Origin of the sequence: Bacillus sp. ES1-5, from assembly GCF_022487605.1 — a bacterium.
GTDB classification, from domain to species: Bacteria; Bacillota; Bacilli; order Bacillales; family Bacillaceae_G; genus Bacillus_A; species Bacillus_A wiedmannii.
In genome coordinates this window covers 176,795-199,308 of the sequence record NZ_JAKVPU010000007.1, presented here as the reverse complement: position 1 = coordinate 199,308, position 22,514 = coordinate 176,795, and the positions used below count along the sequence as shown (strand labels likewise).

Below are 22,514 nucleotides of genomic sequence, written 5' to 3'. Positions count from 1 at the left end.
AAAATGAAACGTTTATCATTTCTAGACCGATATTTAACACTATGGATTTTTCTAGCGATGGCTGTTGGGATTAGTTTAGGGTTTGTATTCCCTAGTGTAGTAGATGGACTAAACGCATTACAAGTTGGTACGACGTCTATTCCGCTCGCTGTTGGTTTAATTGTAATGATGTATCCACCATTAGCGAAAGTTCGCTATGAGGAAATGGGCCGAGTATTTAAAGATGTAAAAGTGTTAGTTCTATCTTTAGTACAAAACTGGATTATTGGGCCGGTACTTATGTTTGTTTTAGCAATTATTTTTCTTCCTGATAAACCAGAATATATGGTCGGACTCATTATGATTGGGTTAGCTCGCTGCATTGCAATGGTAATTGTTTGGAACGATCTAGCTGATGGTGATAAAGAATATGCAGCAGGTTTAGTTGCTTTTAACTCGGTATTCCAAATGTTATTTTTCTCCGTTTATGCATACGTGTTTGTAACAGTAATCCCGGAATGGTTAGGAATTGAAGGAGCTATCGTTAGTATTACAATGGCAGAAGTGGCGAAATCAGTATTTATCTATTTAGGAATTCCTTTTATAGCAGGTATGTTGACACGATTTGTATTCGTGAAGTTAAAAGGCAGACTATGGTATGAAAAGGTGTTTATACCTAAGATTAGTCCACTTACATTACTTGCATTACTATTTACGGTCATCGTTATGTTCTCTTTAAAAGGGGAAATGATTGTGAGTGTACCACTCGATGTAGTAAGAATAGCAATTCCGTTATTCATTTATTTTATCGTGATGTTTTTCGTTTCTTTCTTTATGGGAAGAAAAATTGGTGCAAGTTATCCAGTAACAACAACGTTAGCATTTACAGCAGGTAGTAATAACTTTGAGTTAGCGATTGCGGTAGCGGTTGGTGTGTTTGGTATTCATTCGGGCGCAGCATTCGCAGCTGTCATTGGACCGTTAGTCGAAGTACCTGTCATGATTGCACTTGTAAATGTCGCTTTTTGGTTTAAACGTAAATATTTTAATGATCAATCAACTTAAAAACAAAGGTGGAAAACAACATGGAAAACAAAAAGACAATCTACTTTTTATGCACAGGAAATTCATGCCGCAGCCAAATGGCAGAAGCATGGGGCAAACAATATGTAGGCGATAAGTGGAATGTATATTCTGCAGGTATTGAAGCACATGGAGTGAATCCAAATGCTATTAAAGCAATGAATGAAGTAAATATCGACATAACAAATCAAACATCAGATATAATTGATGCAAACATTTTAAATAGTGCTGACTTAGTTGTTACGCTTTGTAGTCATGCGGATTCTGTTTGTCCATCTACTCCGCCGCATGTGAATCGTGTTCACTGGGGGTTTGATGATCCAGCAGGAAAAGAGTGGTCTGAATTTCAACGTGTTCGTGATGAAATTGGTGAACGTATAAAGCGATTTTCTGAAACTGGGGAGTAAATAAAGAAAAGAGTCAATCTTCTATTGTGTTGGAGATTGGCTCTTTTTTTATTATATATTTCATTGGTTTAAAACAACTATTAAAAGGAATAGAGAATATTCTGTCATGATGGTAAAGTTAGAATAGAGCAGTTTCAAGGGGAATAACATATGATTTTTGAATTAAACAAGACTGATTTTTATAAATGTGTTTAATTATGTAGGTTATTATTTTCCTTTTGATTAAATTAAGTGTATGTTACAAACCTATCATCGAGGGTTTTTACATGAAAGGAAAATAGGATGAAATACGTAATAAAAGACATATTAATAAATTATTTTAAAGAAATTCATTCACTAGCAGTGGAAGAAGAGTTACATAAAGATAGTTGGAATACGGATCCGCATTATAAAATAATGGTAAATGGAAAGCGGTATTCCGCAAGGTTTATAAATAGCAAGCGAACAATCAATCCAGCTTTTGGGGCGTTATCAAACGAACAACTGATAGAGCAAGTACGGTATACGTATTATTTACGCGAGCGCGGAATTCCTTTTATGCAAATGAACAAGAATAGGGCAGGAGATTCATTTACGATTGTCACTTGGAATGATGAACAATACCGATTTGTATTGTCTAATTGGATTGAAGGAGAACATATTACACATTGTACAGAAGCTATGGCAAAAGCCTTCGGAAAGGAAGCAAGAAAGATCCATGATATTTCTTGTGCATTTGAAAGCTCGATTTTTCAAAAGAAATCTCATTTGGATGGGTATGCCCAGTTTATTAATATGTTAGAAAGTAAGGCAAGCGCATGTAAAGAATTACGGGAGTATATAGAGCTTGCTAAATATCATATAGAGTGCGCATATGCGAGTGAATTAGAGTTTATCGTACAAACGGATTTGAATCCACTAAATGTTTTGTGGGACTCAAATCAACAGGTAAAAGGAATTGTAGATTTTGAATCTATTAGTTATGTAGACCGTATTGAAGAATTGTCCTTTTTAATTAAGTGGTATTCTCGAACAGAAGGAATACATTCACATGAAGTTAGTCCAAGTATCGCTAGTGCATTTTTAGAAGGGTATAAGGCTCATGATATTTTAACTATAAATGATTATAAAAGACTGTCTTCATTACTATGGCTATCCGGTAGTTTGAATTGGAATTTTGTGAGGAAAACGCTAAGTGTAATAAGTGATGAGAGGCAATTAGAAGAACATTTGGAAGTTTACAGAGTAAGAGGAGAAAGACTATCTTCATTGTTAATTTGTACATAACATGTATTCTACAAATTTAGGATTCAAAAAAGAAACAATATGAGGTGTTCTAAAAATGAAAATACAAATTGTGTTGTTTGATGGTTTCGGAGAACTTGTCTCCTTTGCACCTTTTGAAGTATTGAAAAGAGCGGTAGAAGAAGGTGCTCCATTTAAGATTGAACTCGTATCAAGTGAACCAAAACAAGAAATTACTACTTCGTTTGGAGTTACGGTTAAATTACATGATTTTTTACGAATGGATAATCGTCCAGATTTGTTAATTGTACCTGGTGGTGGCTGGAATCATAAAGCAAAGTACGGGGCACGCAAGCAAGCAGAGCTTGGTACTTTGACCGAAATGATTAAAGAGATGCACAATGAAGGAACGATTGTTGCTGGAGTTTGTACAGGAGGTATGCTACTTGCTGCATCCGGTATATTAAATGATAAAAAGGCAACAATGCATCATTTGGCACAAACTGAAATTAGTAAATATGGAGCAGAGCTTCTTCATTACAGAATTGTAGATCAAGGCGATATTATTACTGCAAGAGGAGTTACTTCAGGAATTGATTTGGCTCTTTGGATTACGGAAAAGTTCGCAAGTCCAAAAATTGCAGCTGCTGTTGAATATAGAATGGAATATGAGCGGCGAGGTGTTGTTTGGAAGTAATTTTTTATTCGCTTAATCATATTTTAAATATTGTAAAAGAGAAAGAGTTAACTCATACGAGTAGGCTCTTTCTTTTATGTATTCATTTTATGTGGTTAATAATTTGGCTGAATATACCCTAATTTTATTCCCTTTGTGACACCTCCCAAAATCCAATTAGCCTATAAAATGAGGAAAGTTCCACATAATGGACATAAACGGTGCTTATACATGTAAAGTAAGAGGTCAGGAAAATGAATAAAGACTGCTAAATTTCGTGCGCTTTGATTATATAGAAATAGGGGGAACAACATGAAAGACAATACTCCTAAGAAAATTTTATTTATTCAATCGGGAATTCCTTTTTATTATCCAATGATCGAAGCAGCAATTTTGAATAGTTTACAAAAGGTAAACAGCAATACGATTATGGTGAGTCCGGAAAAAGCTATAAAAACCGCATTGAAAATGAAACCAGATTTTATTTTGGTACTAAGTGGTTTAAGCGAAGAATTTAGTAGTGTCATGCCAGTCTTAAAGAATGCAGGCTTTACTACTGGAGTTTGGTTGACAGATGATCCTTACTATACGGATTTAACACAAAATCTTGTTCCGTATTACGATTACATATTTACGCAAGATTTAAATTGTATCAAGTTTTATAGAGGGATAGGATGTAATAATGTGTTTCATCTCCCATTAGCAGCAAATCAAGATGTGTTTAAACCGTCTCATAAAGAAGATACATATAAGTATGATCTTAGTTTTATAGGCACAGCATTTGAAAATAGAATTACTTTTGTTGATTCTATTTCAGAGTATTTAGCAGAAAAAAATACAAAAATTGTGGGATTTGGTTGGGAGAAGTTAAAGAATTATGAAAGATTAAAGGATAAAATACAACTCTTGCCACTTGCAAAGTATGAAGATGCGTTACAATTTTACGCCTCTACTAAAATCAATATAAATTTACATCGTTCACCAAGTGATAAGGAATTGAATTGTAATTCTGCAAATATCCAAGCATATTCAGTAAATAATAGGACGTTTGAAATTAATGCTGTAGGTTCTTTTCAGTTAACTGATATACGGCCAGATGTAGCAAAGCATTACATACCAGGCGTTGAAATAGAAAGGTTTTATAGTGCATCGGAGTTTATACAAAAAGCGGAGTACTATTTGGAGCATGTACAAGAAAGAAAACAAATAGCAAAAAATGGGCTGGATAGGACTTTGAAAAATCACACATATGATAGACGTGTATTACAATTATTAACCTATATTAATTTTATGGGGGTGAAGATGTAGTCTAACCATTAACTTAAATGATAAGCGTTCCGTGCTTTCAATTAGAGTTAACTTTCGTATTCTATAAAAATCATTTACGAAAAAGGGATTTGGATAATTTTATTGAATCTATTTATACAGAAAAAATAATTTCGTATTCAAACTAATTTATATCTAATAATTAGAGGAGATTAAAAATGAATCACTTTTTTGTAGAATTTGGCGAATATAAAGCAAGTGTTTGTGAATGGGGGGATAAAAGTAATCCTCAAATCATTTGTTTTCATGGTTTAGGAAGTACAAAATTAAGCTTTATCCCACTTTAATGGGCAGTAAGACCCCCACCTCAAAATTCAGCGAAAGCAAAGAAGTTAGGTGGGGGATCAACTGCCCATAAAAGTCCGATTGGTTCAACTAATAATCAGTGGGGGATGAAGAAAACCCCCACTGATTAAAGTTTCACTTTATCGAAATAGCGGAACTTTTAAAAGATAACTATCATATTGTATCGTTTGATCTACCTGGACATGGGAAAACACCAAGTTTTGAGAAGGATGAAGATTACGGTGCATCTCACTTAACAAATTGGGTAGTAGCATTACTTGAGCAGATAGGAAAAGAAACATTTCATATAGTAGCACATTCATGGGGAGCAAGCGTTGCGCTTCACTATGCAGCAGAAAGTCCAGAAAAAGTGAATAAAATGGTTTTGTTAGATGGTGGTTATCATCATGGAAAAATGAATGCAGACTATTTTGCAAAGCTATATAAAGGTGCGAAAGAAGGAGAGTGTCCACCGCGATCATTAGAAGAAGAAATAACTCATTACGAAAAAGATTTTGATGAATATATTTTTGACAGTAAAGAAGCATTCATCCAATCAGAAAAACTGGCTTACAGCAGGTGGTCACCATTAATAAAACGTGCGGTTTATGATTTAATGCGAGAAGAAGATAATAAAGTGAAATGGCATGCTACTGGCGATACTGCTAGAGGTGTAATTAAGTTTCAATATACGGTGTATAAAACGTTGAAATCTCATAAAATTAAAAACGATATTTTACTATTGTATTGTGATCTTCCAGATAATTATTTAAAAATAAGAGAATTGCAGATTGCGGAATTTAAGAAGCGTATTGATATTACGACTAAGCTTTATCAAAATACAGGGCATTTAATGCATTGGGATAGACCAGAAGAGATTGCCGAGGATGTTTTAAATTGGTTCATAGAAAGAAAATCCGTTGTTCGAATTTGAGCAACGGATTTTCTTTTGAAAAACTTAATGTAGTTGTCATAACCAGTTCCTTATAAATAGAGATAATAAAGCTAGCTATAAGTCCAAAAAGTTTTTGGGGAAAAGTAAGCCTAATGCTCAAAACTGGCTCAGGGTTCTTGATATAAATCTGTGTATTCAGCTTCAACCGCGAGATGTAGTAGACCCGTTATCATGAATAGTTTGTAAGTCTCCTAAATTGAAGTAACCAAGATCACGTAAACACAAATCGCCTGCTTCTACTAGATTAGGTTTCTTGTGAATTTTGAATTAAAGGTCTTATCCAAAGTTGAGAAAAATCCACATAACCAAAATATTTCATCTTAATATTCGTTAAATCTGATGAAAAAGGAATTTGACGTGTATCATAATATAAGGGAATCATAATAGAGGATTCTATCAGTTCTTTTTCAAGCTTCTTATTTAATGAAGCCCACTCTTCAAAATGTGTATGTTTGTATTTAGATAGTTGCTTTCTTAGTGATTCATTTGTTTTTAAGACTTTAGCCAATGGTGAATATCTAGCTGTTAAAAAATAATAAAATGATATCTCTTGGTTCATCTCGAATACTTCACCATGAATAAAAAGATCAACTTGTTCATTAAGTTTTTCATCCTTAAGATAGTTTTCAAATGGAACCCATTTAACTTGAAAAGGTATATTTTCTTTTTCTAAGATATTCATTAACCATTTTGTTGTCGCTTCTGTATACTGAGTAGCTTTTATAATAAGTGGTTCTTTAAATTCGGGACGTTTTCTTTTTGGAATATTGAATTGATGATCTATGTCTTTCAAACAGCTTTTAATATTTGGTTTTTTTTGAGAATCATATTCATGAATATGATTTATATTGTTAGCGATAATTGAATGTAAGTAATTACGAACTTCTATGTGCTGAATGGAAGAATCGCGCCAAGCATTCATAATTATAACGCCAAAACCTGAATTCCTTTCTACTTGAAAGGTAGAATTACATTTATGGTGTTTGGAAGATTGATAAATAGTATCAAATTCTAGGGGGACCTGAATGAATTCTACTATATCTAGCAGAGGTCTTTGTTGAAAATAATCAGGAAATGCTATTAATGATGTTTTCTCCAGGTTATTCTCTCCTATATAAAAACCGCCAGTTCCTATGATTTGACCGTTATTTTCTTTATAAATGCTTGTATTTATCATGCATAACATTTGTAAACAATAACTACACCCCTTTGGATAATGTATATCAATAATTAATGGTGAAACAACTTCTATTTTTTCTATGGGTGCCCATAAATCTTTATAGTATGTATGACTGCGTAATTTTGAGAGACATAGTTTCACATCAGACGCTGTTAAGATGGATCCATCATGAAATTTTATAGACTTTTTTAAATATAGTCTAAGCGTAGATTGAGTTAAATCCCAACTGTGAGCTATTTCAGGTAATATGTTCCCCTTTTCATCCATATAAACAAGTCGATTGAAAACGTTCGCGACAATATGTGCACTATGTACATCGGCAGCCTCGAGCGGATGTGTTGTTAAAAAGGGCTTTCTTCTAGGAATAATTAATTTATCATCTGAATTATGTATATAGCCAAATTTTGAATGAAACTTAGTCATCAAGCGTAGTTTACTGTTTGGAGACCAATTATATAGTAAATATTTACTACTTTTTTCAACAGGCTGTTGGTCCATAATTTCCATTACTTGTGACTCATAGATTTGTTCTATATTTTTCAACCATTGGAGAGAGGAGGGCTTTCCTCTACCTTTTCCAGAAATGAAAGTCAGCCAACCTTCATCCATCCATTTATGTAAGTAACGTACTGTTTGCTTTGTACTTAAATTTAAAAAATCTGCTAGGTCTTGTGTTTTTATATTTCCTGAAGAAAATGATTGCCATAGATTCAGTAAATTTTTATCCATTTTCCTATCTCCTTTAATAAGTGGACATGTTTTTCTGAAGGTGTCCATTTTTAATTTGATAAGTCTAGTTTAATATAACATTAGAAAAGGGGAGGAGATACGATGAATTGGAAAGATTTTGAGCAAAATATAAAAGTACGTTTAATTACATCGTTTTTTAATCGTGCTGTTACATCAGCAGTAATGCCTTTCATGGCATTGTTTTTTGCTCAAGAAATAAATAAAGTATGGGCCGGGTTATTTTTAATCTTAACGGTTATTTTCAGTTTTTTTTCAAATTTAATTGGAGGTTACATTTCAGATCGATTTCAACGAAAGAAAATCTTATTATTAACTTCTTTTTCTAGTACTTTAATGTTTTTATTTATGACTTTAAGCCTATTTCCTACAAATAAGATAATTTGGTTATTTGCAATCGCTTATGTAGGTTTTATAATAACTAGCAGTCTTGGGCGCCCATCCATGCAAGCTATCATCATAGATTCAACTACACCGGAAAATCGAAAGGCTGTCTATACAATTGACTATTGGCTTATGAATCTTTCTATGGCAATTGGTGCAGCATTAGGTGGTTTTTTATACATTAATCACCAACAAGAGTTGTTTATACTACTGACTTGTGTTTCTGCTACAGTACCGATTGCTTATAAAATTTGGCTAGTTGCAGAAGTTAATGAGTGCTTAGAAAAAAGGCAGGGAAATATAGTACTTGATCTAATTCAAAATTATAAAATTGCTATTCAAGATAGAGCATTTTTAAGAGTTGTAATAGGGTCTACCTGCATATTTGCAGCAGAGTTTTCGTTAAACAGTTATATTGGTGTACGACTTTCAGAAACATTCAATCCAATAAGCATTGGGAACTTTGAAATAGTAGGAGTGAGGATGCTAAGTATTCTTAACATACAAAATATGCTTTTAGTAGTATGTTTAACGTTTATTGTAAATAAATTTACAGATCATCTAAGTGGAAAAAAAGCGTTACTTTTAGGTCTTGTGCTCTATGGGGTAGGTTATGTGGTAGTAACATCTGCAAACACCTGGTACGTACTAATTATTTTTAACTTTATTGCTACTGTTGGTGAACTTGTCTACTCACCAATCAGAAATGCAGAACAAGCTAATCTGATTCCGGCTGACAAGAGAGGATCATATTCAGCCTTTGCGGGTCTATCAGATATTGGGGCGGACCTAATTGCAAGAATGACTATTATCGTCGGTGCATTCTTAATTCCTACGATGATGTCTGTTTATATTGGTATGATTGTAATAATAGGGGCATTTTTCCTATATAAGGGTCTGTTTGTTAGAACTAATAGTCAATCACAGGAAAGATTGAATAAAATTTCAATATAATATAATGCCTAAAATGAAATATACACGATTCTTTCTATAGAATCGTAGGATAGGTGTGCAAAGAGGGATTATACAACTTTGGAGGAATTATCATGGTAAAATATATTTCGATTCTTGGTTCAACTGGCTCAATTGGTACGTCTGCATTAGATGTAGTCACTTCTCATCCGGAACATTTTAAAATTATTGGTTTAACAGCAAATCACAATATTGACCTTCTCGAACAACAAATACATACATTCCACCCTCGGATTGTAAGCGTAAGCACAAAAGAATTAGCAGATGCACTTCGGAAGCGAATTTCTACGGACACAAAAGTCACATATGGAACAGATGGATTAATTGAAGTTGCAACTCACCTTGATTCTAATCTTGTATTATCTTCAGTTGTCGGTGTCTCTGGTCTCCTTCCAACAATTGAAGCATTAAAAGCGAAAAAAGATATAGCAATTGCGAACAAAGAAACATTAGTTGCAGCAGGGCATATTGTGACAGATTTAGCGAAAAGAAACGGCTGCCGCTTAATTCCAGTAGACAGTGAGCACTCTGCCATTTTTCAATGTTTAAATGGGGAAAATACTCAAGAAATTGAGAGGCTTATTGTTACTGCTTCAGGCGGTGCATTTCGAGATAAAACGCGTGAGGAAATGGAAATCTTACAAGCTAAAGATGCCTTAAAGCATCCTAACTGGTTAATGGGAGCAAAACTAACCATTGATTCAGCTACATTAATGAACAAAGGCTTTGAAGTCATGGAAGCACGTTGGTTATTTGATATCCCTTATGAGAGAATTGATGTTTTAATTCATAAAGAAAGTGTTATTCATTCTTTAGTTGAATTTATAGACGGATCCATCATGGCACAGCTCGGTGCCCATGACATGAGAATGCCGATTCAATATGCATTCCATTATCCAACTAGATTACAATCAAACTATAAAAAATTAAACCTACTAGAGATAGCTAGCCTACACTTTGAAAAACCAAATTTTAAAAAATTCCCTTGCTTACATTATGCGTATGAATCAGGGGAAATTGGTGGTACAACACCAGCTGTCTTAAATGCAGCAAATGAAATTGCAAATGCGCTATATTTACAAAATAAAATTTCATTTTTTGATATTGAAAAAACAATTTATTCTACTCTTGAAGCTCATCAGAGCATTGCAAATCCAGATTTGGAAACAGTATTAGACGCCGATCATTGGGCTCGTGAATATGCAAACGAATTATTAATTAGAAGATGAAAAAAGAGCTAGAACAGAACTCGCCTTTTTTAGCTCTCCATTTTACGTGTTCTTTTATTTTAATACATTTACGTTCACAGAATTGTAAAGAAATGTATGTAAGATATCGCATGCAGAAGGATTTATAGTAATTATTAGTTATGGTCATTGGGAAAGTTCTTTTTAATTAATATAAGCTATATAAGGAATAAAAAAAACTAAAAAACTGGAGGTAATTATGAAAACTTTCATATATATGGTTAGACACGGAGATTCACCAAAGTTTGGAAAAGAAGCAACACGAGGATTAACCGAAAAAGGAAAATTAGATGTTCAACGAATAACAGAAATATTACAAGGTGAGGGAATCGACGTTGTTATTTCAAGTCCATACAATCGTTCAATTCTAACTGTTCAGCAGTTGGCGAAGCAAATAGGACAAGAAGTTTTAGTATTTGAAAACTTAAAAGAGAGAATCTTTATTGCTGAAGAGGAACGAATGTCGGATAAAGAATTATTTCCTTTGATAAAAAAGTCATTTTTAGACCCCGACTTTGCTTTAACGGGAGGAGAGTCTAATGTCGACTGTCAGAAACGTGCTATAAAAGTCTTAAAAGAATTATTAAATACCTATCGAGGACAGAAAGTAGTATTAGGCACTCATGGAGCTATAATGACTTTGATGATGGGGTATTATGACAGTAAGTATGATTTGAATTTTTTACTTCAGACATCAAAACCAGATATATATAGAATGGAATTCAACGGGCAGGAATTGGTGGAAGTTAAAAGATTGTGGGAGATTTCATAGATTGAATTTATTCATCCGTAGCTTCCCGAAATGACGTGTATTATAAGCAATAGGGTTACTGCGGTAACTCTTTTTCTTATGGCACTGACGGGGGATTGATTTCAACAATCTAAAAAATTCGGTTTCTTAGCGTACAAAATTCACGTTTTGTTGTTGCTATCCCGAGGTGAAATGGGAGGGAATGTTTTTGGGCAGGATATCTTTAAAGTTATTTGTTAAATCAATCCTATTTTTTTTCATATGCGGTATTGTTGTTTATTCTATATTTCAGATTATTTGTGTCTGGAGTGTTTCGACAGGATTAGGGAGAGATGATATAGTCGGATTTTCTGATAATAAGTATGTAATTGGCCGTCCACCTGTTAGCTATAATTTATATAAAAAAGATAGTGGAGAAACTATATTAGATAATGTTAATGGTTATAAAAAGGGGAAAACTAAAAGCTATGTTCGAAATGAAGCTGAATTTGTAGTGATAGATGAGATAAAGGGTAGCTATGAATTGTATAAAATAGAAAAGGCTTCAGAAAAGGATATAGAACGGCTGAAAGAAATGAAGAAATTAGAATAAAAGAGACTATCTGAAAGGTAAAAATGTACACTTGTTATTGTTAGATCTAAAAATGGTTTAGACTGATAACTGGGTTTTATTTTATGAAAAGAATTATTATTAAAATAAAGCATTAGGGGTTCAGTCCCATGCCCTCAAGCTAATATTTTGAAGTGTCCTCAAAACGAAAATTTTCTTCGTTTTGGGGAACTACCAATTTCTTAAGTTGATGGGCAGGGGGTATCGCCAGCATTTGGGAAAAATCAAGCTAAGCAAAAATAAAATAAGCCATCCGTTTGGACAGCTCATTTACATAATTCTCGTTAGCGGGAGTTATCAATAATTCATATATGATAAAACTCTTAATTTAGTAATTTGCGTAGTACAAGCCGTAACCAAATCTATTAATCTGACATACCGTATGAAGGTAACTTTAAATCGATAAAAAAGTTGCAAAGGAGGTGAATATAAAGTGGCATCATTTGAAATTGGAGCAAGATCTCTTTTCAATTTTCGAAACCAACGTTTTTTCTTATTAGTTGAAGATGAAATTACAATTCCAGATAAAGGTGTAGAAATTGATCCAGTTAATATCTACGAAATTGACGAGCAAACTTTCAATCTTATCAGAGATGAAGGTGATACACCTGTAATTGTACCAAGTGATGAATTTCCAACTGTACCACCTGGATTTAAATTAGAACGAAAATGTATTTTTACAGTCGATAATGCATACTTTGTAATCTATGATTTAGAAGATGGAACTGATAACAACGTCCTATTAAGAATCAGTGCAGCTTTATTTAACTCATTGAAAAATTCCGGTGTTCGTGAATGTGTACCTCAAAATTTCATTTGAGAACATAATTTGATTAAACCTCAAATGGAATACCCTTTGAACAATTTAACCCTTAGTAGAAAACTACGAGGAGTTAAATTGTTATGTGAAAAGTTTTTTTAATTATTAGCAGTTTTTGGCGGTTCGGCAGGTACAATTGCTAGTCCAAGTCGAGCAACCTAAGAAAAGCAAATACCCCAAAACGAGAAAATTAGCATATCCAGGTGAAAATGTACAATTTTTTTGTTTTGGGGGTATTATGAAATTCTTAAGTTGATGGGCATGCAACTGTACCCCATATTAGAAAAAACGATATTTTGATGCAAAGTTATCGTGCAAGCAAGAGCATTAAAGTTCTATCGCCAATTCTTTTTTTGATATAATAGATGTGAAGCAGAAAATAGATAGAAAGATACTGCTAGTAATTTATACTTAAATGTAGGGAGCTTGAACAGGATTATGGGGAATGAAAAAGAAATTAGTTCCGCTAAATTAATATGGAAGATGACGCGCCCGCATACGTTAACGGCGACGTTTTCTCCTGTAATTTTAGGAACAGTAGCATCACTTTATGTTGCAGAAATTCATTGGCTTTTATTTATTGCGATGATGGTTGCATGTTTAGCATTGCAAATAGCAACGAATTTATTTAATGAGTACTATGATTTCAAACGAGGATTAGATACAGCTGATTCTGTTGGAATTGGTGGCGGAATTGTTCGTCACGGATTGAAACCAAAAAGTGTTTTAACAGTTGCGCTTTTATTGTATGTGGTAGCAGCAATTATTGGAGTTTATATTTGTATGAATAGTAGCTGGTGGTTAGTCGTCATTGGTTTAATTGGGATGGCGGTTGGCTATTTATATACAGGTGGTCCATTACCGATTGCGTACACTCCGTTTGGAGAACTAGTTTCTGGATTGTTAATGGGGACATGTTTTGTACTCATTGCTTTCTTTATTCAAACGAATACGATAACGATTGAAAGTGTATTAATTTCCATTCCAATTGGAATTTTAGTAGGTGCAATTAACATGTCGAATAACATCCGAGATATCGAAGAAGATATTAAAGGTGGAAGAAAGACATTAGTAATCCTCCTTGGAAGAGAGAAAGCAGTAGTAACACTAGCTGTAGCCTTTTTCATTGCTTATTTATGGATTGCTGTAATTGTATTAATGGGTTATATAAGCCCTTGGGCATTAGTTATGTTCCTAGGTTTGAGAAAACCAATCTCTGCAATTCAAAGTTTCCAAAAAGGAGCAAAGGATCCCGGATATATGCGCATCGCAATGAAATCAACGGCGATGACAAATACGATTTTCGGCTTCTTATTATCGGCAGGCTTATTAATTAGCTACTTGTTTTAAATGAAAACTATTGTTAGATAACTTAACCCCAGTTTCTCAATTTTTATATAGAGAGATTGGGTTTTTTATTTTGACTTTGTTTCATGTTAAAAACAGTTTCATTTGAAATGAAAATACCAATAAATTGCAACTTCATCACTTGTCATATCTAAACCTTTATAAACAAGAAAATCAAATCCACCAATTACAAATCCGCATTTTTCATAAAATTTACATGCTGCGGCATTGTTATTTTGCGTTTCAAGCATGATACCGGGCATATTGCCTTCTTTTGCCCACTTCTTTGCTTGGTCAACTAATCTTTTACCAACTCCGAGTGTACGATATTTTTTATCCACTGTTATATCTTCTATGTAAGCATAGTGATTCCAATTCTTTTTCAATACTATGAATCCAATGATTTTGTTTTGGAACAGTGCTATGTAAATTACTTGATTAGGCTTATTTATATATTCATTGTACGCCAGTTCTTCATTATCATATTGATTTTGTAAATAACTTTTTTCATAACCTGGAACGTCTTCTACTGTATATTCTATGCGTCTATTTACTTTTGAAAGAGAAAGAACTAACCGAGCATTCACTATAAAACTGTCATCAATTTTCGGGAGATTATCTAAATCATTTGTTTCTAACTCTCTAATTAAAAAGCTCATCGTGATACCTCCAAATAATAGTATTTCTTCTGGTTTTTTATGTGATTCAAATTCATTCCAATTACAAAATTATAATAGCATTTTAATAGGAAGGCTATCTCTGCATTTTATCTTTATACCGTCATGCTATTATCTTGATATAAATATGTTATTTAGAAAGAGTAGTATTTTTTCTAAACTTATTAGTTAAGATTATTCGACAATCCTATTAATAATAATTAAAGTATAAAATATATACATCTTAGGGAGGCATATTTGTGAAGAAGTGGATGAAAATTATTTTGTACTCTTTACTAGGCATTTTACTTATGGGAAGTATAACTTTTTTTGTTTGGTCTCAGTTTAGTTATAAACCAACGAAAGAGGCTTTGTCGTTAGTGAATGATAAAAAAGATGAAGATAATATAGTATTTGGAGAGAAAGATGCTAAAATAGGGGTTATTTTTTATCAAGGAGCTAAAGTAGAAGCTGAGGCTTATAGTTACTTAGGAGAAGCTCTTGCAAAAGATGGACATTTTGTAGTAATGCCTAAGTTACCATTAAATCTAGCGATACTTGGAATCAATGAAGTAGACAGTGTAATTGAACAGTATCCTGAAGTTCAAAAATGGTATGTTGCAGGGCATTCAATGGGCGGAGCTATGATTTCTAAGTATGCTTTTCAACATGAGGACAAGGTAGACGGGATTATTTTCTTAGGTTCTTATCCCGCAGAGGATTTCTCTACCAAATCGATTCCGATGCTATCTATTTATGGAGAAGTAGATGCTTTAGCAACTGTAGAAAAAATAGAGAACACTAAAAAGTTCATGTCAAAGAATGCAACCATGCACATGATAAAAGGGGGAAACCATGCTCATTTTGGCATGTATGGTGAGCAAAAGGGGGATAATGCGAGTTTAATTACGGCAAAAGCACAACGAGATGAAACAGTGAAAGTAATGGAACAATGGTTATTAAAACAATTATGAAAAACTCTTCTTCCCCTAGCTCAATGGTAGGTGGGAGAGGTAATAAAGAGCCAACTCATACGAGTAGGCTCTTTTAGTTATCTACAATTTTCAATTGTTCTCTTACTTTCTCCGGTATGTCCTTTTCAGTGATAACATCGTAAGAATACACATACTTTCCTTTTACATGAATTTTCAAGTAAGTTTTTCTTATAAAATCATTAGGAGTGTTCGTTCCTACTGTATATTCTTTCTCATTCCTTAATTCATCAACACCTTTTAGTGAGTACATAGCTCTTCCTTTATGATGGTAATCCGGAACGCCATATCCTTTCGCAACGGCGTATACATTTTTTTCTTCAGCAATCGGATTAAATCTGTCTAAATCCCCGCGTAATATGAAAGGTAGTAAGTATATAGGAAGACCAATTCCTATTATGCAAATTACAAATTTCTTCATGATTATTTCTCCTTTTGTTCATTTACATGTTTCAGTATAGAAAAAAATTCTTATGAATAAAGGGAGATTTTCTTAAGATTTTCTTAAAAAGAGTTGTAAGGTTATTTTAATTTTTTCTAGTGGGTGGATAAAGGAGAATAAAATCTGTTCTTGTATGAATTGCTTAACAGTAGCTACAGGTGCAATAGAGAAACCTAAACTAAGATTCATGAAGAGAGTATCGGATCATTACTCGATATACATTTGGTGACATTGAAAAGCCACTAAACGCCTTCATACCAGCGTTTAGTGGCTTTTTTGAACTATTCATGTACATATTTTTATACATTGTCCCCTAACTTTTACAGACCTACTTGAAATTGCATTAAGCTTTATTCAATCGGCGCTTGAGTAGCGTCCATTTCTACAAATTCACTAAATTCATCTCCCCAATCACAGATGGCAGTTACTACGCGTTCTAGGCGACGACCTACTTCACTAAGTTCATACTCAACCTTTGGAGGTACTACAGGATATACACACCTAGTAATTATTTTATCTTCTTCTAACTCCCTTAATTGTCTGATTAACATGCGCTGATTCACATCAGGAAGCTTTTTTTGTATTTCACTTAATCTTAAAGGTGAACGTTGTAACAAACACCATATAATTGCTATTTTCCAACGTCCTCCTATTACAGATAGAGCTAAATCTTTTCCGGTGAAAAATTCCTTGTCCTTATAATGAATAACCATAATTTTTGTCCGTCCTTTCGTGAAAAAAATGTTTATAGTGACAAATTTGTCAGTATTGTAATTAAAATTATAAAGTGTAATCTTAGTGGTGTAAACAATAGAAAAAGAAAGTAGGGATTCAGTTGAAAAGTAGAGCTGCTGTTGCATTTAAGTCAGGAGAGCCACTTCAAATCGTAGAAATCGATGTAGAAGAGCCAAAAGCAAAAGAGGTATTAGTTAAAATACTATATACTTCCGTCTGTCATACAGATGCTTTTACATTATCAGGTGACGATCCAGAAGGAGTATTTCCTGCTGTACTAGGTCATGAAGGTGCGGGTGTTGTCGTTTCAGTAGGTGATGAAGTTACTTCAGTAAAACCTGGTGATCATGTTATTCCACTATATACACCTGAATGCGGAGAATGTAAATTCTGTCGTTCTGGTAAAACAAACTTATGTAGTGCTGTACGAGAAACACAAGGTAAAGGGTTAATGCCTGATGGAACAACTCGATTCTCTTATAACGGAGAGCCACTTTATCATTACATGGGAACTAGTACATTCAGTGAATATACAGTTGTGAATGAAATTAATTTAGCGAAAATCGACGAAAACGCTCCGTTAGATAAAGTTGCCTTATTAGGGTGTGGTGTGACTACAGGTATCGGTGCTGTACACAACACTGCAAAAGTCGAAGAAGGAGCTGTGACAGCTGTATTTGGTTTAGGAGCGATTGGATTAGCTGCTATTCAAGGACTAGTTCAAGCGAAAGCAAGCCGAATTATTGCAGTTGACCTAAATCCTCAAAAATGGGAACTAGCTAAAAAAATGGGAGCAACTGATTTTGTGAACCCTGCGGATTATGATCGCCCAATTCAAGAAGTTATAGTCGAAATGACAGATGGAGGCGTGGATTATAGCTTTGAATGTATTGGTAATGTTGAAGTAATGAAGTCCGCTCTTGAAGCGTGTCATAAAGGTTGGGGTGAAAGTATCATTATCGGTGTAGCTGGTGCTGGTAAAGAGATTCATACTCGTCCATTCCAATTAGTAACGGGCCGAGTGTGGCGTGGATCAGCCTTTGGTGGAGTTAAAGGAAGATCTGAGCTTCCAGAAATGGTTGAAAATTATATGCAAGGTGATATTGATTTAGATTCATTTATTACTCATCATTTAGAATTTAAAGATATCAATGAGGCATTTGATTTATTACACAAAGGTGAATCCATTCGTACGATTTTAACTTATGGAGAGTGAGATAATGAGTCTTACATGTATTGAACAACATCGTTCTTTTGAAGGAGAGCAACGTAAATATAGCCATTATTCAGAAGTCTTGCAATGTGATATGAAATTTAGTATCTATTTACCATCAAATAAAGAAAAGAAAAAAATCCCACTTATATGGTGGTTATCTGGTTTAACCTGTACAGATGATAATTTTAGTCAAAAAAGTGGATTTCAGCGTTTGGCTGAAAAACATCAAGTTGCAGTAATCATGCCAGATACTTCACCGCGTGGAGAACATGTTTCAGATGTTGCAGCATGGGATCTTGGACAAGGAGCAGGTTTTTATGTAAATGCTACCGAGGAGCCTTGGACAAAGCATTATAAAATGTATTCCTATATAGTAGATGAGTTAACATCCATTGCTGCGACTATTGTACCTAACTTTTCAGGTGAAGAAAGCATAATGGGACATTCAATGGGAGGGCACGGGGCGTTAGTGATTGGTTTAAAAAATGCTAAGAGATTCAAAGCGATTTCTGCTTTTTCGCCAATCCTAACCCCTAGTCAAGTTCCATGGGGAATAAATGCTTTCACCTCTTATTTAGGTGAAGACAAAAATTCTTGGAAACAATGGGATGCTTCAGAATTAATTAAAGAAGATACGATTCCACCTATTCTTATTATGCAAGGTAGTCAAGACGAGTTTTATCCAAAACAATTGGAAGAGCATATTTTCTTAGAGAATGCTCAAAAAAATAGTCAAATGGTAACTTATAAAAAAATGGAGGGCTATGATCATAGCTACTTCTTTATTGCCACTTTCTTACATGAGCATTTCTCTTTCCATATGAAGTATGTAAGATGATTCTTATTTACAAGCAAAATATAGTAACAAAAGTATCCGCATGTAGGGGTGTGGGTACTTTTGATTGTTATATTTTGTCGTGTTTAATCGTTTGTAAAAACAATTAAAGTGGGGGAAGAGTTTATGTGTATTAAAAAAATGCTATTTAATTACCGTGTTAAACGATCCTTATTAAAGGCTCGTTACGGGATTGAAAAGGGAAATCAACAAGTTGACTTAGATGAAAGCTCAACTGAAACGTCTAAATCCGTTTCGATAAGAGATACCAGATTATACATTCAACTTAATACTAAAACATTAGAAGACAAAATTAATTACTTAGCAGCTATCCGCGAAAATCCTTCTCTTTCTGTGGATAAGAATAAAATGCTTTGGCCATTAATATCCAAATGCTAAATTCAAAAAAATGCCTATAACTTTGGCGATTTCTATATCAAATATTTGAGTTGATGGGGGGTACCGTTTATATGGAAATGAAAAAAATGTTAAACAATGACCGTATTAAACCATATGTATTAAAAGCACGTTTTGGCGTTGAAAAAGAAAGTCAACGAGTGGATCTATCAGGAAGTTTAGCTAAAACAGAACATCCCAATAGTATTTCAGTAAGAGATGACCATCCTTATATTCAGCGGGATTTCTCTGAAACACAGATGGAACTAATCACACCAGTTACCGAGACACTAGAAGATTTATTTAATTATTTAGCAGCTATTCATGATGTTGCCTATCGTTCTATGGGCGTTACCGAAATGCTTTGGCCATTAAGTATGCCGCCACAGTTGCCTGAAAAAGAAGAAGATATTATGATTGCGAAACTTAATAATCATGAAAATGTTTTATACCGCCGATATTTATCTAATTCTTATGGGCGACGAAAACAAATGATTAGTGGGATTCATTTTAATTTTGAATTTAGTGAGGATTTAATTCAGACATTATTTGAATTACAATCAGAAATAAAAGAGTATCATCAATTTAAAACAGAAATTTATTTGAAAGTCACAAGGAATTATTTACACTATCGATGGCTAATAACATATTTCTTCGGTGCTTCTCCTAGTAGTGAAAAGAATTTCTTTGAAAAAAATCCTTTAAATGGCGCCGTAAGAAGCATTAGAAATAGTAAATATGGTTATAGCAATGAAAATGATGTTCAAGTATCCTATAGTAGTTTACAAAACTATATATCTGATCTTTCTTCGCTGGTGCGTAAAGGGGTTTTATTAGAGGAAAAAGAATTTTATGCATCTGTCCGTTTAAGAGGCGGTCCTCAAGTCTCAGATTTAAATAATCAAGGTATTCGTTATATTGAATTAAGAAACTTAGATTTAAATCCTTTTGAAACATATGGAATTAGCCAGGAACAAGCAGAATTTCTACACCTTTTCCTTATTTATTTACTCTGGATTGACCAAGGTGATAATAATGATGAATGGGTAAAAATCGGTGATGTTCAAAATAATTTAGTGGCTCTTGAACATCCTTTAGAACATACGCAATTTAAAACAGATGCTGAGCGGATTGTTGATGAGATGGAACATGTAACAGAGCTGTTAGACATAACGGTTTCGAATACATTATTTGTTAACTTGAGAGAAATGCTAACAGATCCAAGTAAGACTTTAGCTGGACGACTTTATAAAGAGATTATAAAAAGTAGTCAAAGACAGGTAGCTTCCCGTATTGCTAAAGAAAATTATAAAAAATCATGGGATAAACCGTATCAGCTATCAGGATTTACTGACATGGAGTTATCTACACAAATTTTAATGTTTGATGCTATTCAACAAGGAATACAAGTAGACGTTTTAGATCGACAAGATCAATTTTTAAGACTAAAGCTAGGAAATCATATCGAATATGTGAAGAATGGGAATATGACTAGTAAAGATAGTTATATATCACCATTAATTATGGAAAATAAAACAGTAACAAAGAAAATTCTTCAACAACATGGATTTCGTGTACCAATAGGTGAGGAATTTAACGACATAGAAAAAGCTTTACGTTCCTATGATTTATTTGCAAGAAAGCCTTTTGTTGTAAAACCAAAAACAACAAATTATGGATTAGGAATATCTATCTTTAAAGAAGATGGAGCAAGTTACGAAGACTATCAAAAAGCACTCACATTAGCATTTAAAGAAGACTCATCCGTATTAATAGAAGAATTTGTTTATGGAACAGAATATCGATTTTTTGTACTAGACGACAAAGTTCATGCTGTTTTATTACGAATTCCTGCTAATGTTGTAGGGGACGGTACACATACGATTGAAGAATTGGTCCTACAAAAAAACTTAGATTCATTAAGAGGAATGGACCATAGGACCCCTTTAGAAAGTATACGATTAGGTGAATTGGAACTCTTAATGCTTAAAGCTCAAGGGTATCGAAAAGATTCAATTCCAACAAGTGGCGAAATTGTATTTCTGCGAGAAAATTCTAATGTTAGTACAGGTGGAGATTCAATTGATGTGACAGATCAAATTCCCGACGATTATAAGAAACTAGCTGTAGATGCGGTAGCTGCACTTGGAGCTAATATTAGTGGTATAGATTTGATTATTGAAAATACAGAAGTTCCTGCAGCAAATAAAAATGCTTATGGAATTATTGAGGCAAACTTTAATCCATCAATGTACATGCATATATATCCGTATAAGGGAAAGTCTAGACGTTTAACTATGTATGTATTACATTATTTATTCCCTGAATTGTTAGTTGGTAGTTAAATTTAATTAAAAAGGTCCTTAGCTATGTCTAGGGCACTGAAAAAGTTCTTATAGTTTAAAAAGCGAAAGCTTCCTCGATTTCATCGAGGAAGCTTTCGCTTTTTTCATGTATAATGATTGAACTAATTCTAGGTGGTGTCTCATTCCTTGTATAACATTTTAAAAAATTGAATTTACACTAGGTAAGGCTGAAAGGAGTTATATATGTTAGATAGAGCCCAACTAAAATGTTATTTAACGAGTATAAATACATAATTTCTATAATTGGAAGAGAAATAAAAGTATTTGAAGGTAAAGAGGAACTTTACAAACTGTGGATGGAAGATAAAGTTATTGATACTGTAAAATTTGTTGATTTAGGTTTAGCATTATAAGTTCAAAGTGAATTAATTGCAAGATTGTTCTTGATTAGTATTCAGTTCGTTATGGAAAAATTCTTTATAGATCGTGCAATTTTATTTATAGAGAAAGTAATGGGAATTGAGGGAGTAAAAAGTAGTGTTTATTGGAATGGGGATTGGATCAAAATTATTTTCTCATTTTATAGAATGGGCAAAAGAACAAGAAGGATTAGAAAAGATATGCCTGTATGTATTTTCAAACAACGAACGAGCTATAAATTTATACAAAAGATTAGGGTTTAAAGAAGAAGGTAGGAGAATAAACCAAATTAGGTTCAAAGATGGTTCTTATGCTGACATTATTTTTATGGTTCTTTATATAGAAATACCGAGTAACCACTCATTCTAAGGATAAGTGGTTACTTGCAGTTTGTTTAAATAGAGAAATTGGGCTTTTTCGTTATAGGTAACGTTTTTCAATGCGTAAATAAGAGGGTTCTAGTGTAAAAACTTCAGAACAATTGTACCAGAATCACTATTGGATCAGTTTAGATCCATAAGAA

21 protein-coding genes and 3 pseudogenes are annotated in these 22,514 nt (G+C 33.5%); 19 read left to right on the top strand and 5 right to left on the bottom strand.

Going from position 1 to position 22,514, the window contains the following annotated elements:
- The first annotated feature begins 3 nt into the window (after nucleotides 1–3).
- The 7 genes and pseudogenes from arsB to MKO96_RS21780 form a co-directional block, all read left to right on the top strand.
- On the top strand, nucleotides 4–1,044 hold the full coding sequence (arsB, locus tag MKO96_RS21810) for an ACR3 family arsenite efflux transporter (RefSeq protein ID WP_240588642.1): 1,041 nt from the start codon (nucleotides 4–6) through the stop codon (nucleotides 1,042–1,044).
- A gap of 20 nt (nucleotides 1,045–1,064) precedes the next feature.
- Nucleotides 1,065–1,469 carry an arsenate reductase (thioredoxin) gene (gene arsC / locus MKO96_RS21805; protein ID WP_098585829.1) on the top strand — a complete coding sequence of 135 codons (405 nt, stop codon included), beginning with the start codon at nucleotides 1,065–1,067 and terminating at the stop codon, nucleotides 1,467–1,469.
- Between the two features lie 282 nt (nucleotides 1,470–1,751).
- Nucleotides 1,752–2,735: a phosphotransferase enzyme family protein gene (locus MKO96_RS21800; RefSeq protein ID WP_240588641.1), complete on the top strand. Its 984-nt coding sequence runs from the start codon at nucleotides 1,752–1,754 to the stop codon at nucleotides 2,733–2,735.
- Between the two features lie 55 nt (nucleotides 2,736–2,790).
- Complete coding sequence (locus tag MKO96_RS21795; protein ID WP_240588640.1) at nucleotides 2,791–3,390, top strand: DJ-1/PfpI family protein; 600 nt, start codon at nucleotides 2,791–2,793, stop codon at nucleotides 3,388–3,390.
- A 291-nt stretch (nucleotides 3,391–3,681) separates the two neighbouring features.
- Complete coding sequence (locus MKO96_RS21790; RefSeq protein WP_240588639.1) at nucleotides 3,682–4,677, top strand: CgeB family protein; 996 nt, start codon at nucleotides 3,682–3,684, stop codon at nucleotides 4,675–4,677.
- A gap of 176 nt (nucleotides 4,678–4,853) precedes the next feature.
- Nucleotides 4,854–4,958 (top strand): annotated as a pseudogene (locus MKO96_RS21785) (alpha/beta hydrolase); the annotation flags it as partial.
- A 152-nt stretch (nucleotides 4,959–5,110) separates the two neighbouring features.
- A pseudogene (locus tag MKO96_RS21780) lies at nucleotides 5,111–5,914 on the top strand (alpha/beta fold hydrolase); the annotation flags it as partial.
- A 124-nt stretch (nucleotides 5,915–6,038) separates the two neighbouring features.
- Here MKO96_RS21780 and MKO96_RS21775 read toward each other — a convergent pair.
- A pseudogene (locus tag MKO96_RS21775) lies at nucleotides 6,039–6,175 on the bottom strand (transposase); the annotation flags it as partial.
- A 4-nt stretch (nucleotides 6,176–6,179) separates the two neighbouring features.
- On the bottom strand, nucleotides 6,180–7,844 hold the full coding sequence (locus MKO96_RS21770) for an ABC transporter substrate-binding protein (protein WP_240588638.1): 1,665 nt from the start codon (nucleotides 7,842–7,844) through the stop codon (nucleotides 6,180–6,182).
- A gap of 102 nt (nucleotides 7,845–7,946) precedes the next feature.
- Here MKO96_RS21770 and MKO96_RS21765 point away from each other — a divergent pair, with 102 nt between their 5' ends.
- The 6 genes from MKO96_RS21765 to menA all read left to right on the top strand — a co-directional run bounded on the left by MKO96_RS21765 (nucleotide 7,947) and on the right by menA (nucleotide 13,996).
- Nucleotides 7,947–9,200, top strand: coding sequence for an MDR family MFS transporter (locus MKO96_RS21765; RefSeq protein WP_240588637.1), 1,254 nt, complete (start codon nucleotides 7,947–7,949; stop codon nucleotides 9,198–9,200).
- 92 nt (nucleotides 9,201–9,292) lie between these two features.
- Nucleotides 9,293–10,447 carry a 1-deoxy-D-xylulose-5-phosphate reductoisomerase gene (locus tag MKO96_RS21760; protein WP_240588636.1) on the top strand — a complete coding sequence of 385 codons (1,155 nt, stop codon included), beginning with the start codon at nucleotides 9,293–9,295 and terminating at the stop codon, nucleotides 10,445–10,447.
- A gap of 217 nt (nucleotides 10,448–10,664) precedes the next feature.
- The gene (locus MKO96_RS21755; RefSeq protein ID WP_240588635.1) at nucleotides 10,665–11,237 is read left to right on the top strand and encodes a histidine phosphatase family protein; all 573 of its coding nucleotides are present in this window, start codon (nucleotides 10,665–10,667) and stop codon (nucleotides 11,235–11,237) included.
- A gap of 187 nt (nucleotides 11,238–11,424) precedes the next feature.
- Complete coding sequence (locus tag MKO96_RS21750) at nucleotides 11,425–11,808, top strand: hypothetical protein (RefSeq protein WP_240588634.1); 384 nt, start codon at nucleotides 11,425–11,427, stop codon at nucleotides 11,806–11,808.
- 451 nt (nucleotides 11,809–12,259) lie between these two features.
- Entirely contained in the window at nucleotides 12,260–12,646 is a 387-nt protein-coding gene (locus MKO96_RS21745) for a hypothetical protein (RefSeq protein ID WP_000135755.1), read from the top strand.
- 438 nt (nucleotides 12,647–13,084) lie between these two features.
- The gene (gene menA / locus MKO96_RS21740; RefSeq protein ID WP_240588633.1) at nucleotides 13,085–13,996 is read left to right on the top strand and encodes a 1,4-dihydroxy-2-naphthoate polyprenyltransferase; all 912 of its coding nucleotides are present in this window, start codon (nucleotides 13,085–13,087) and stop codon (nucleotides 13,994–13,996) included.
- A 98-nt stretch (nucleotides 13,997–14,094) separates the two neighbouring features.
- Here the strand turns inward: menA and satA are convergent, their stop codons facing one another.
- Complete coding sequence (gene satA, locus MKO96_RS21735; protein WP_240588632.1) at nucleotides 14,095–14,652, bottom strand: streptothricin N-acetyltransferase SatA; 558 nt, start codon at nucleotides 14,650–14,652, stop codon at nucleotides 14,095–14,097.
- Nucleotides 14,653–14,909: 257 nt separating this feature from the next.
- On the opposite strand from satA, the gene MKO96_RS21730 reads away from it, so the two are divergent.
- Complete coding sequence (locus tag MKO96_RS21730) at nucleotides 14,910–15,623, top strand: alpha/beta hydrolase (protein WP_087981135.1); 714 nt, start codon at nucleotides 14,910–14,912, stop codon at nucleotides 15,621–15,623.
- Between the two features lie 73 nt (nucleotides 15,624–15,696).
- Here MKO96_RS21730 and MKO96_RS21725 read toward each other — a convergent pair whose 3' ends face one another.
- Together MKO96_RS21725 and MKO96_RS21720 are read right to left on the bottom strand one after the other, a co-directional pair.
- Nucleotides 15,697–16,062, bottom strand: coding sequence for a YxeA family protein (locus MKO96_RS21725; protein WP_240588631.1), 366 nt, complete (start codon nucleotides 16,060–16,062; stop codon nucleotides 15,697–15,699).
- A 371-nt stretch (nucleotides 16,063–16,433) separates the two neighbouring features.
- Nucleotides 16,434–16,796, bottom strand: coding sequence for a winged helix-turn-helix transcriptional regulator (locus MKO96_RS21720; protein ID WP_087981133.1), 363 nt, complete (start codon nucleotides 16,794–16,796; stop codon nucleotides 16,434–16,436).
- A 122-nt stretch (nucleotides 16,797–16,918) separates the two neighbouring features.
- Here MKO96_RS21720 and MKO96_RS21715 point away from each other — a divergent pair, with 122 nt between their 5' ends.
- The 5 genes from MKO96_RS21715 (at nucleotide 16,919) to MKO96_RS21695 (ending at nucleotide 22,360) form a co-directional block, all read left to right on the top strand.
- Nucleotides 16,919–18,034 (top strand): S-(hydroxymethyl)glutathione dehydrogenase/class III alcohol dehydrogenase, encoded by a 1,116-nt coding sequence (locus MKO96_RS21715; protein ID WP_087981132.1) that lies wholly within the window; start codon nucleotides 16,919–16,921, stop codon nucleotides 18,032–18,034.
- Nucleotides 18,035–18,038: 4 nt separating this feature from the next.
- Complete coding sequence (fghA, locus tag MKO96_RS21710) at nucleotides 18,039–18,872, top strand: S-formylglutathione hydrolase (protein ID WP_240588630.1); 834 nt, start codon at nucleotides 18,039–18,041, stop codon at nucleotides 18,870–18,872.
- Nucleotides 18,873–18,995: 123 nt separating this feature from the next.
- Nucleotides 18,996–19,268: a UDP-N-acetylmuramoylalanyl-D-glutamate--2,6-diaminopimelate ligase gene (locus MKO96_RS21705; protein ID WP_087981130.1), complete on the top strand. Its 273-nt coding sequence runs from the start codon at nucleotides 18,996–18,998 to the stop codon at nucleotides 19,266–19,268.
- Nucleotides 19,269–19,339: 71 nt separating this feature from the next.
- Nucleotides 19,340–21,610: a bifunctional glutamate--cysteine ligase GshA/glutathione synthetase GshB gene (gene gshAB, locus MKO96_RS21700; protein ID WP_240588629.1), complete on the top strand. Its 2,271-nt coding sequence runs from the start codon at nucleotides 19,340–19,342 to the stop codon at nucleotides 21,608–21,610.
- A gap of 498 nt (nucleotides 21,611–22,108) precedes the next feature.
- Nucleotides 22,109–22,360 (top strand): GNAT family N-acetyltransferase, encoded by a 252-nt coding sequence (locus MKO96_RS21695; RefSeq protein ID WP_240588628.1) that lies wholly within the window; start codon nucleotides 22,109–22,111, stop codon nucleotides 22,358–22,360.
- Nucleotides 22,361–22,514 lie beyond the last annotated feature (154 nt).

Excerpts from the sequence above, each read along its gene's own strand:
- arsB (WP_240588642.1), top strand. The coding sequence starts at position 4 with ATGAAACGTTTATCATTTCTAGACCGATATTTAACACTATGGATTTTT.
- arsC (WP_098585829.1), top strand. The coding sequence starts at position 1,065 with ATGGAAAACAAAAAGACAATCTACTTTTTATGCACAGGAAATTCATGC.
- MKO96_RS21800 (WP_240588641.1), top strand. The coding sequence starts at position 1,752 with ATGAAATACGTAATAAAAGACATATTAATAAATTATTTTAAAGAAATT.
- MKO96_RS21795 (WP_240588640.1), top strand. The coding sequence starts at position 2,791 with ATGAAAATACAAATTGTGTTGTTTGATGGTTTCGGAGAACTTGTCTCC.
- MKO96_RS21790 (WP_240588639.1), top strand. The coding sequence starts at position 3,682 with ATGAAAGACAATACTCCTAAGAAAATTTTATTTATTCAATCGGGAATT.
- MKO96_RS21770 (WP_240588638.1), bottom strand. The coding sequence starts at position 7,844 with ATGGATAAAAATTTACTGAATCTATGGCAATCATTTTCTTCAGGAAAT.
- MKO96_RS21765 (WP_240588637.1), top strand. The coding sequence starts at position 7,947 with ATGAATTGGAAAGATTTTGAGCAAAATATAAAAGTACGTTTAATTACA.
- MKO96_RS21760 (WP_240588636.1), top strand. The coding sequence starts at position 9,293 with ATGGTAAAATATATTTCGATTCTTGGTTCAACTGGCTCAATTGGTACG.
- MKO96_RS21755 (WP_240588635.1), top strand. The coding sequence starts at position 10,665 with ATGAAAACTTTCATATATATGGTTAGACACGGAGATTCACCAAAGTTT.
- menA (WP_240588633.1), top strand. The coding sequence starts at position 13,085 with ATGGGGAATGAAAAAGAAATTAGTTCCGCTAAATTAATATGGAAGATG.
- satA (WP_240588632.1), bottom strand. The coding sequence starts at position 14,652 with ATGAGCTTTTTAATTAGAGAGTTAGAAACAAATGATTTAGATAATCTC.
- MKO96_RS21725 (WP_240588631.1), bottom strand. The coding sequence starts at position 16,062 with ATGAAGAAATTTGTAATTTGCATAATAGGAATTGGTCTTCCTATATAC.
- MKO96_RS21720 (WP_087981133.1), bottom strand. The coding sequence starts at position 16,796 with ATGGTTATTCATTATAAGGACAAGGAATTTTTCACCGGAAAAGATTTA.
- fghA (WP_240588630.1), top strand. The coding sequence starts at position 18,039 with ATGAGTCTTACATGTATTGAACAACATCGTTCTTTTGAAGGAGAGCAA.
- MKO96_RS21705 (WP_087981130.1), top strand. The coding sequence starts at position 18,996 with ATGTGTATTAAAAAAATGCTATTTAATTACCGTGTTAAACGATCCTTA.
- gshAB (WP_240588629.1), top strand. The coding sequence starts at position 19,340 with ATGGAAATGAAAAAAATGTTAAACAATGACCGTATTAAACCATATGTA.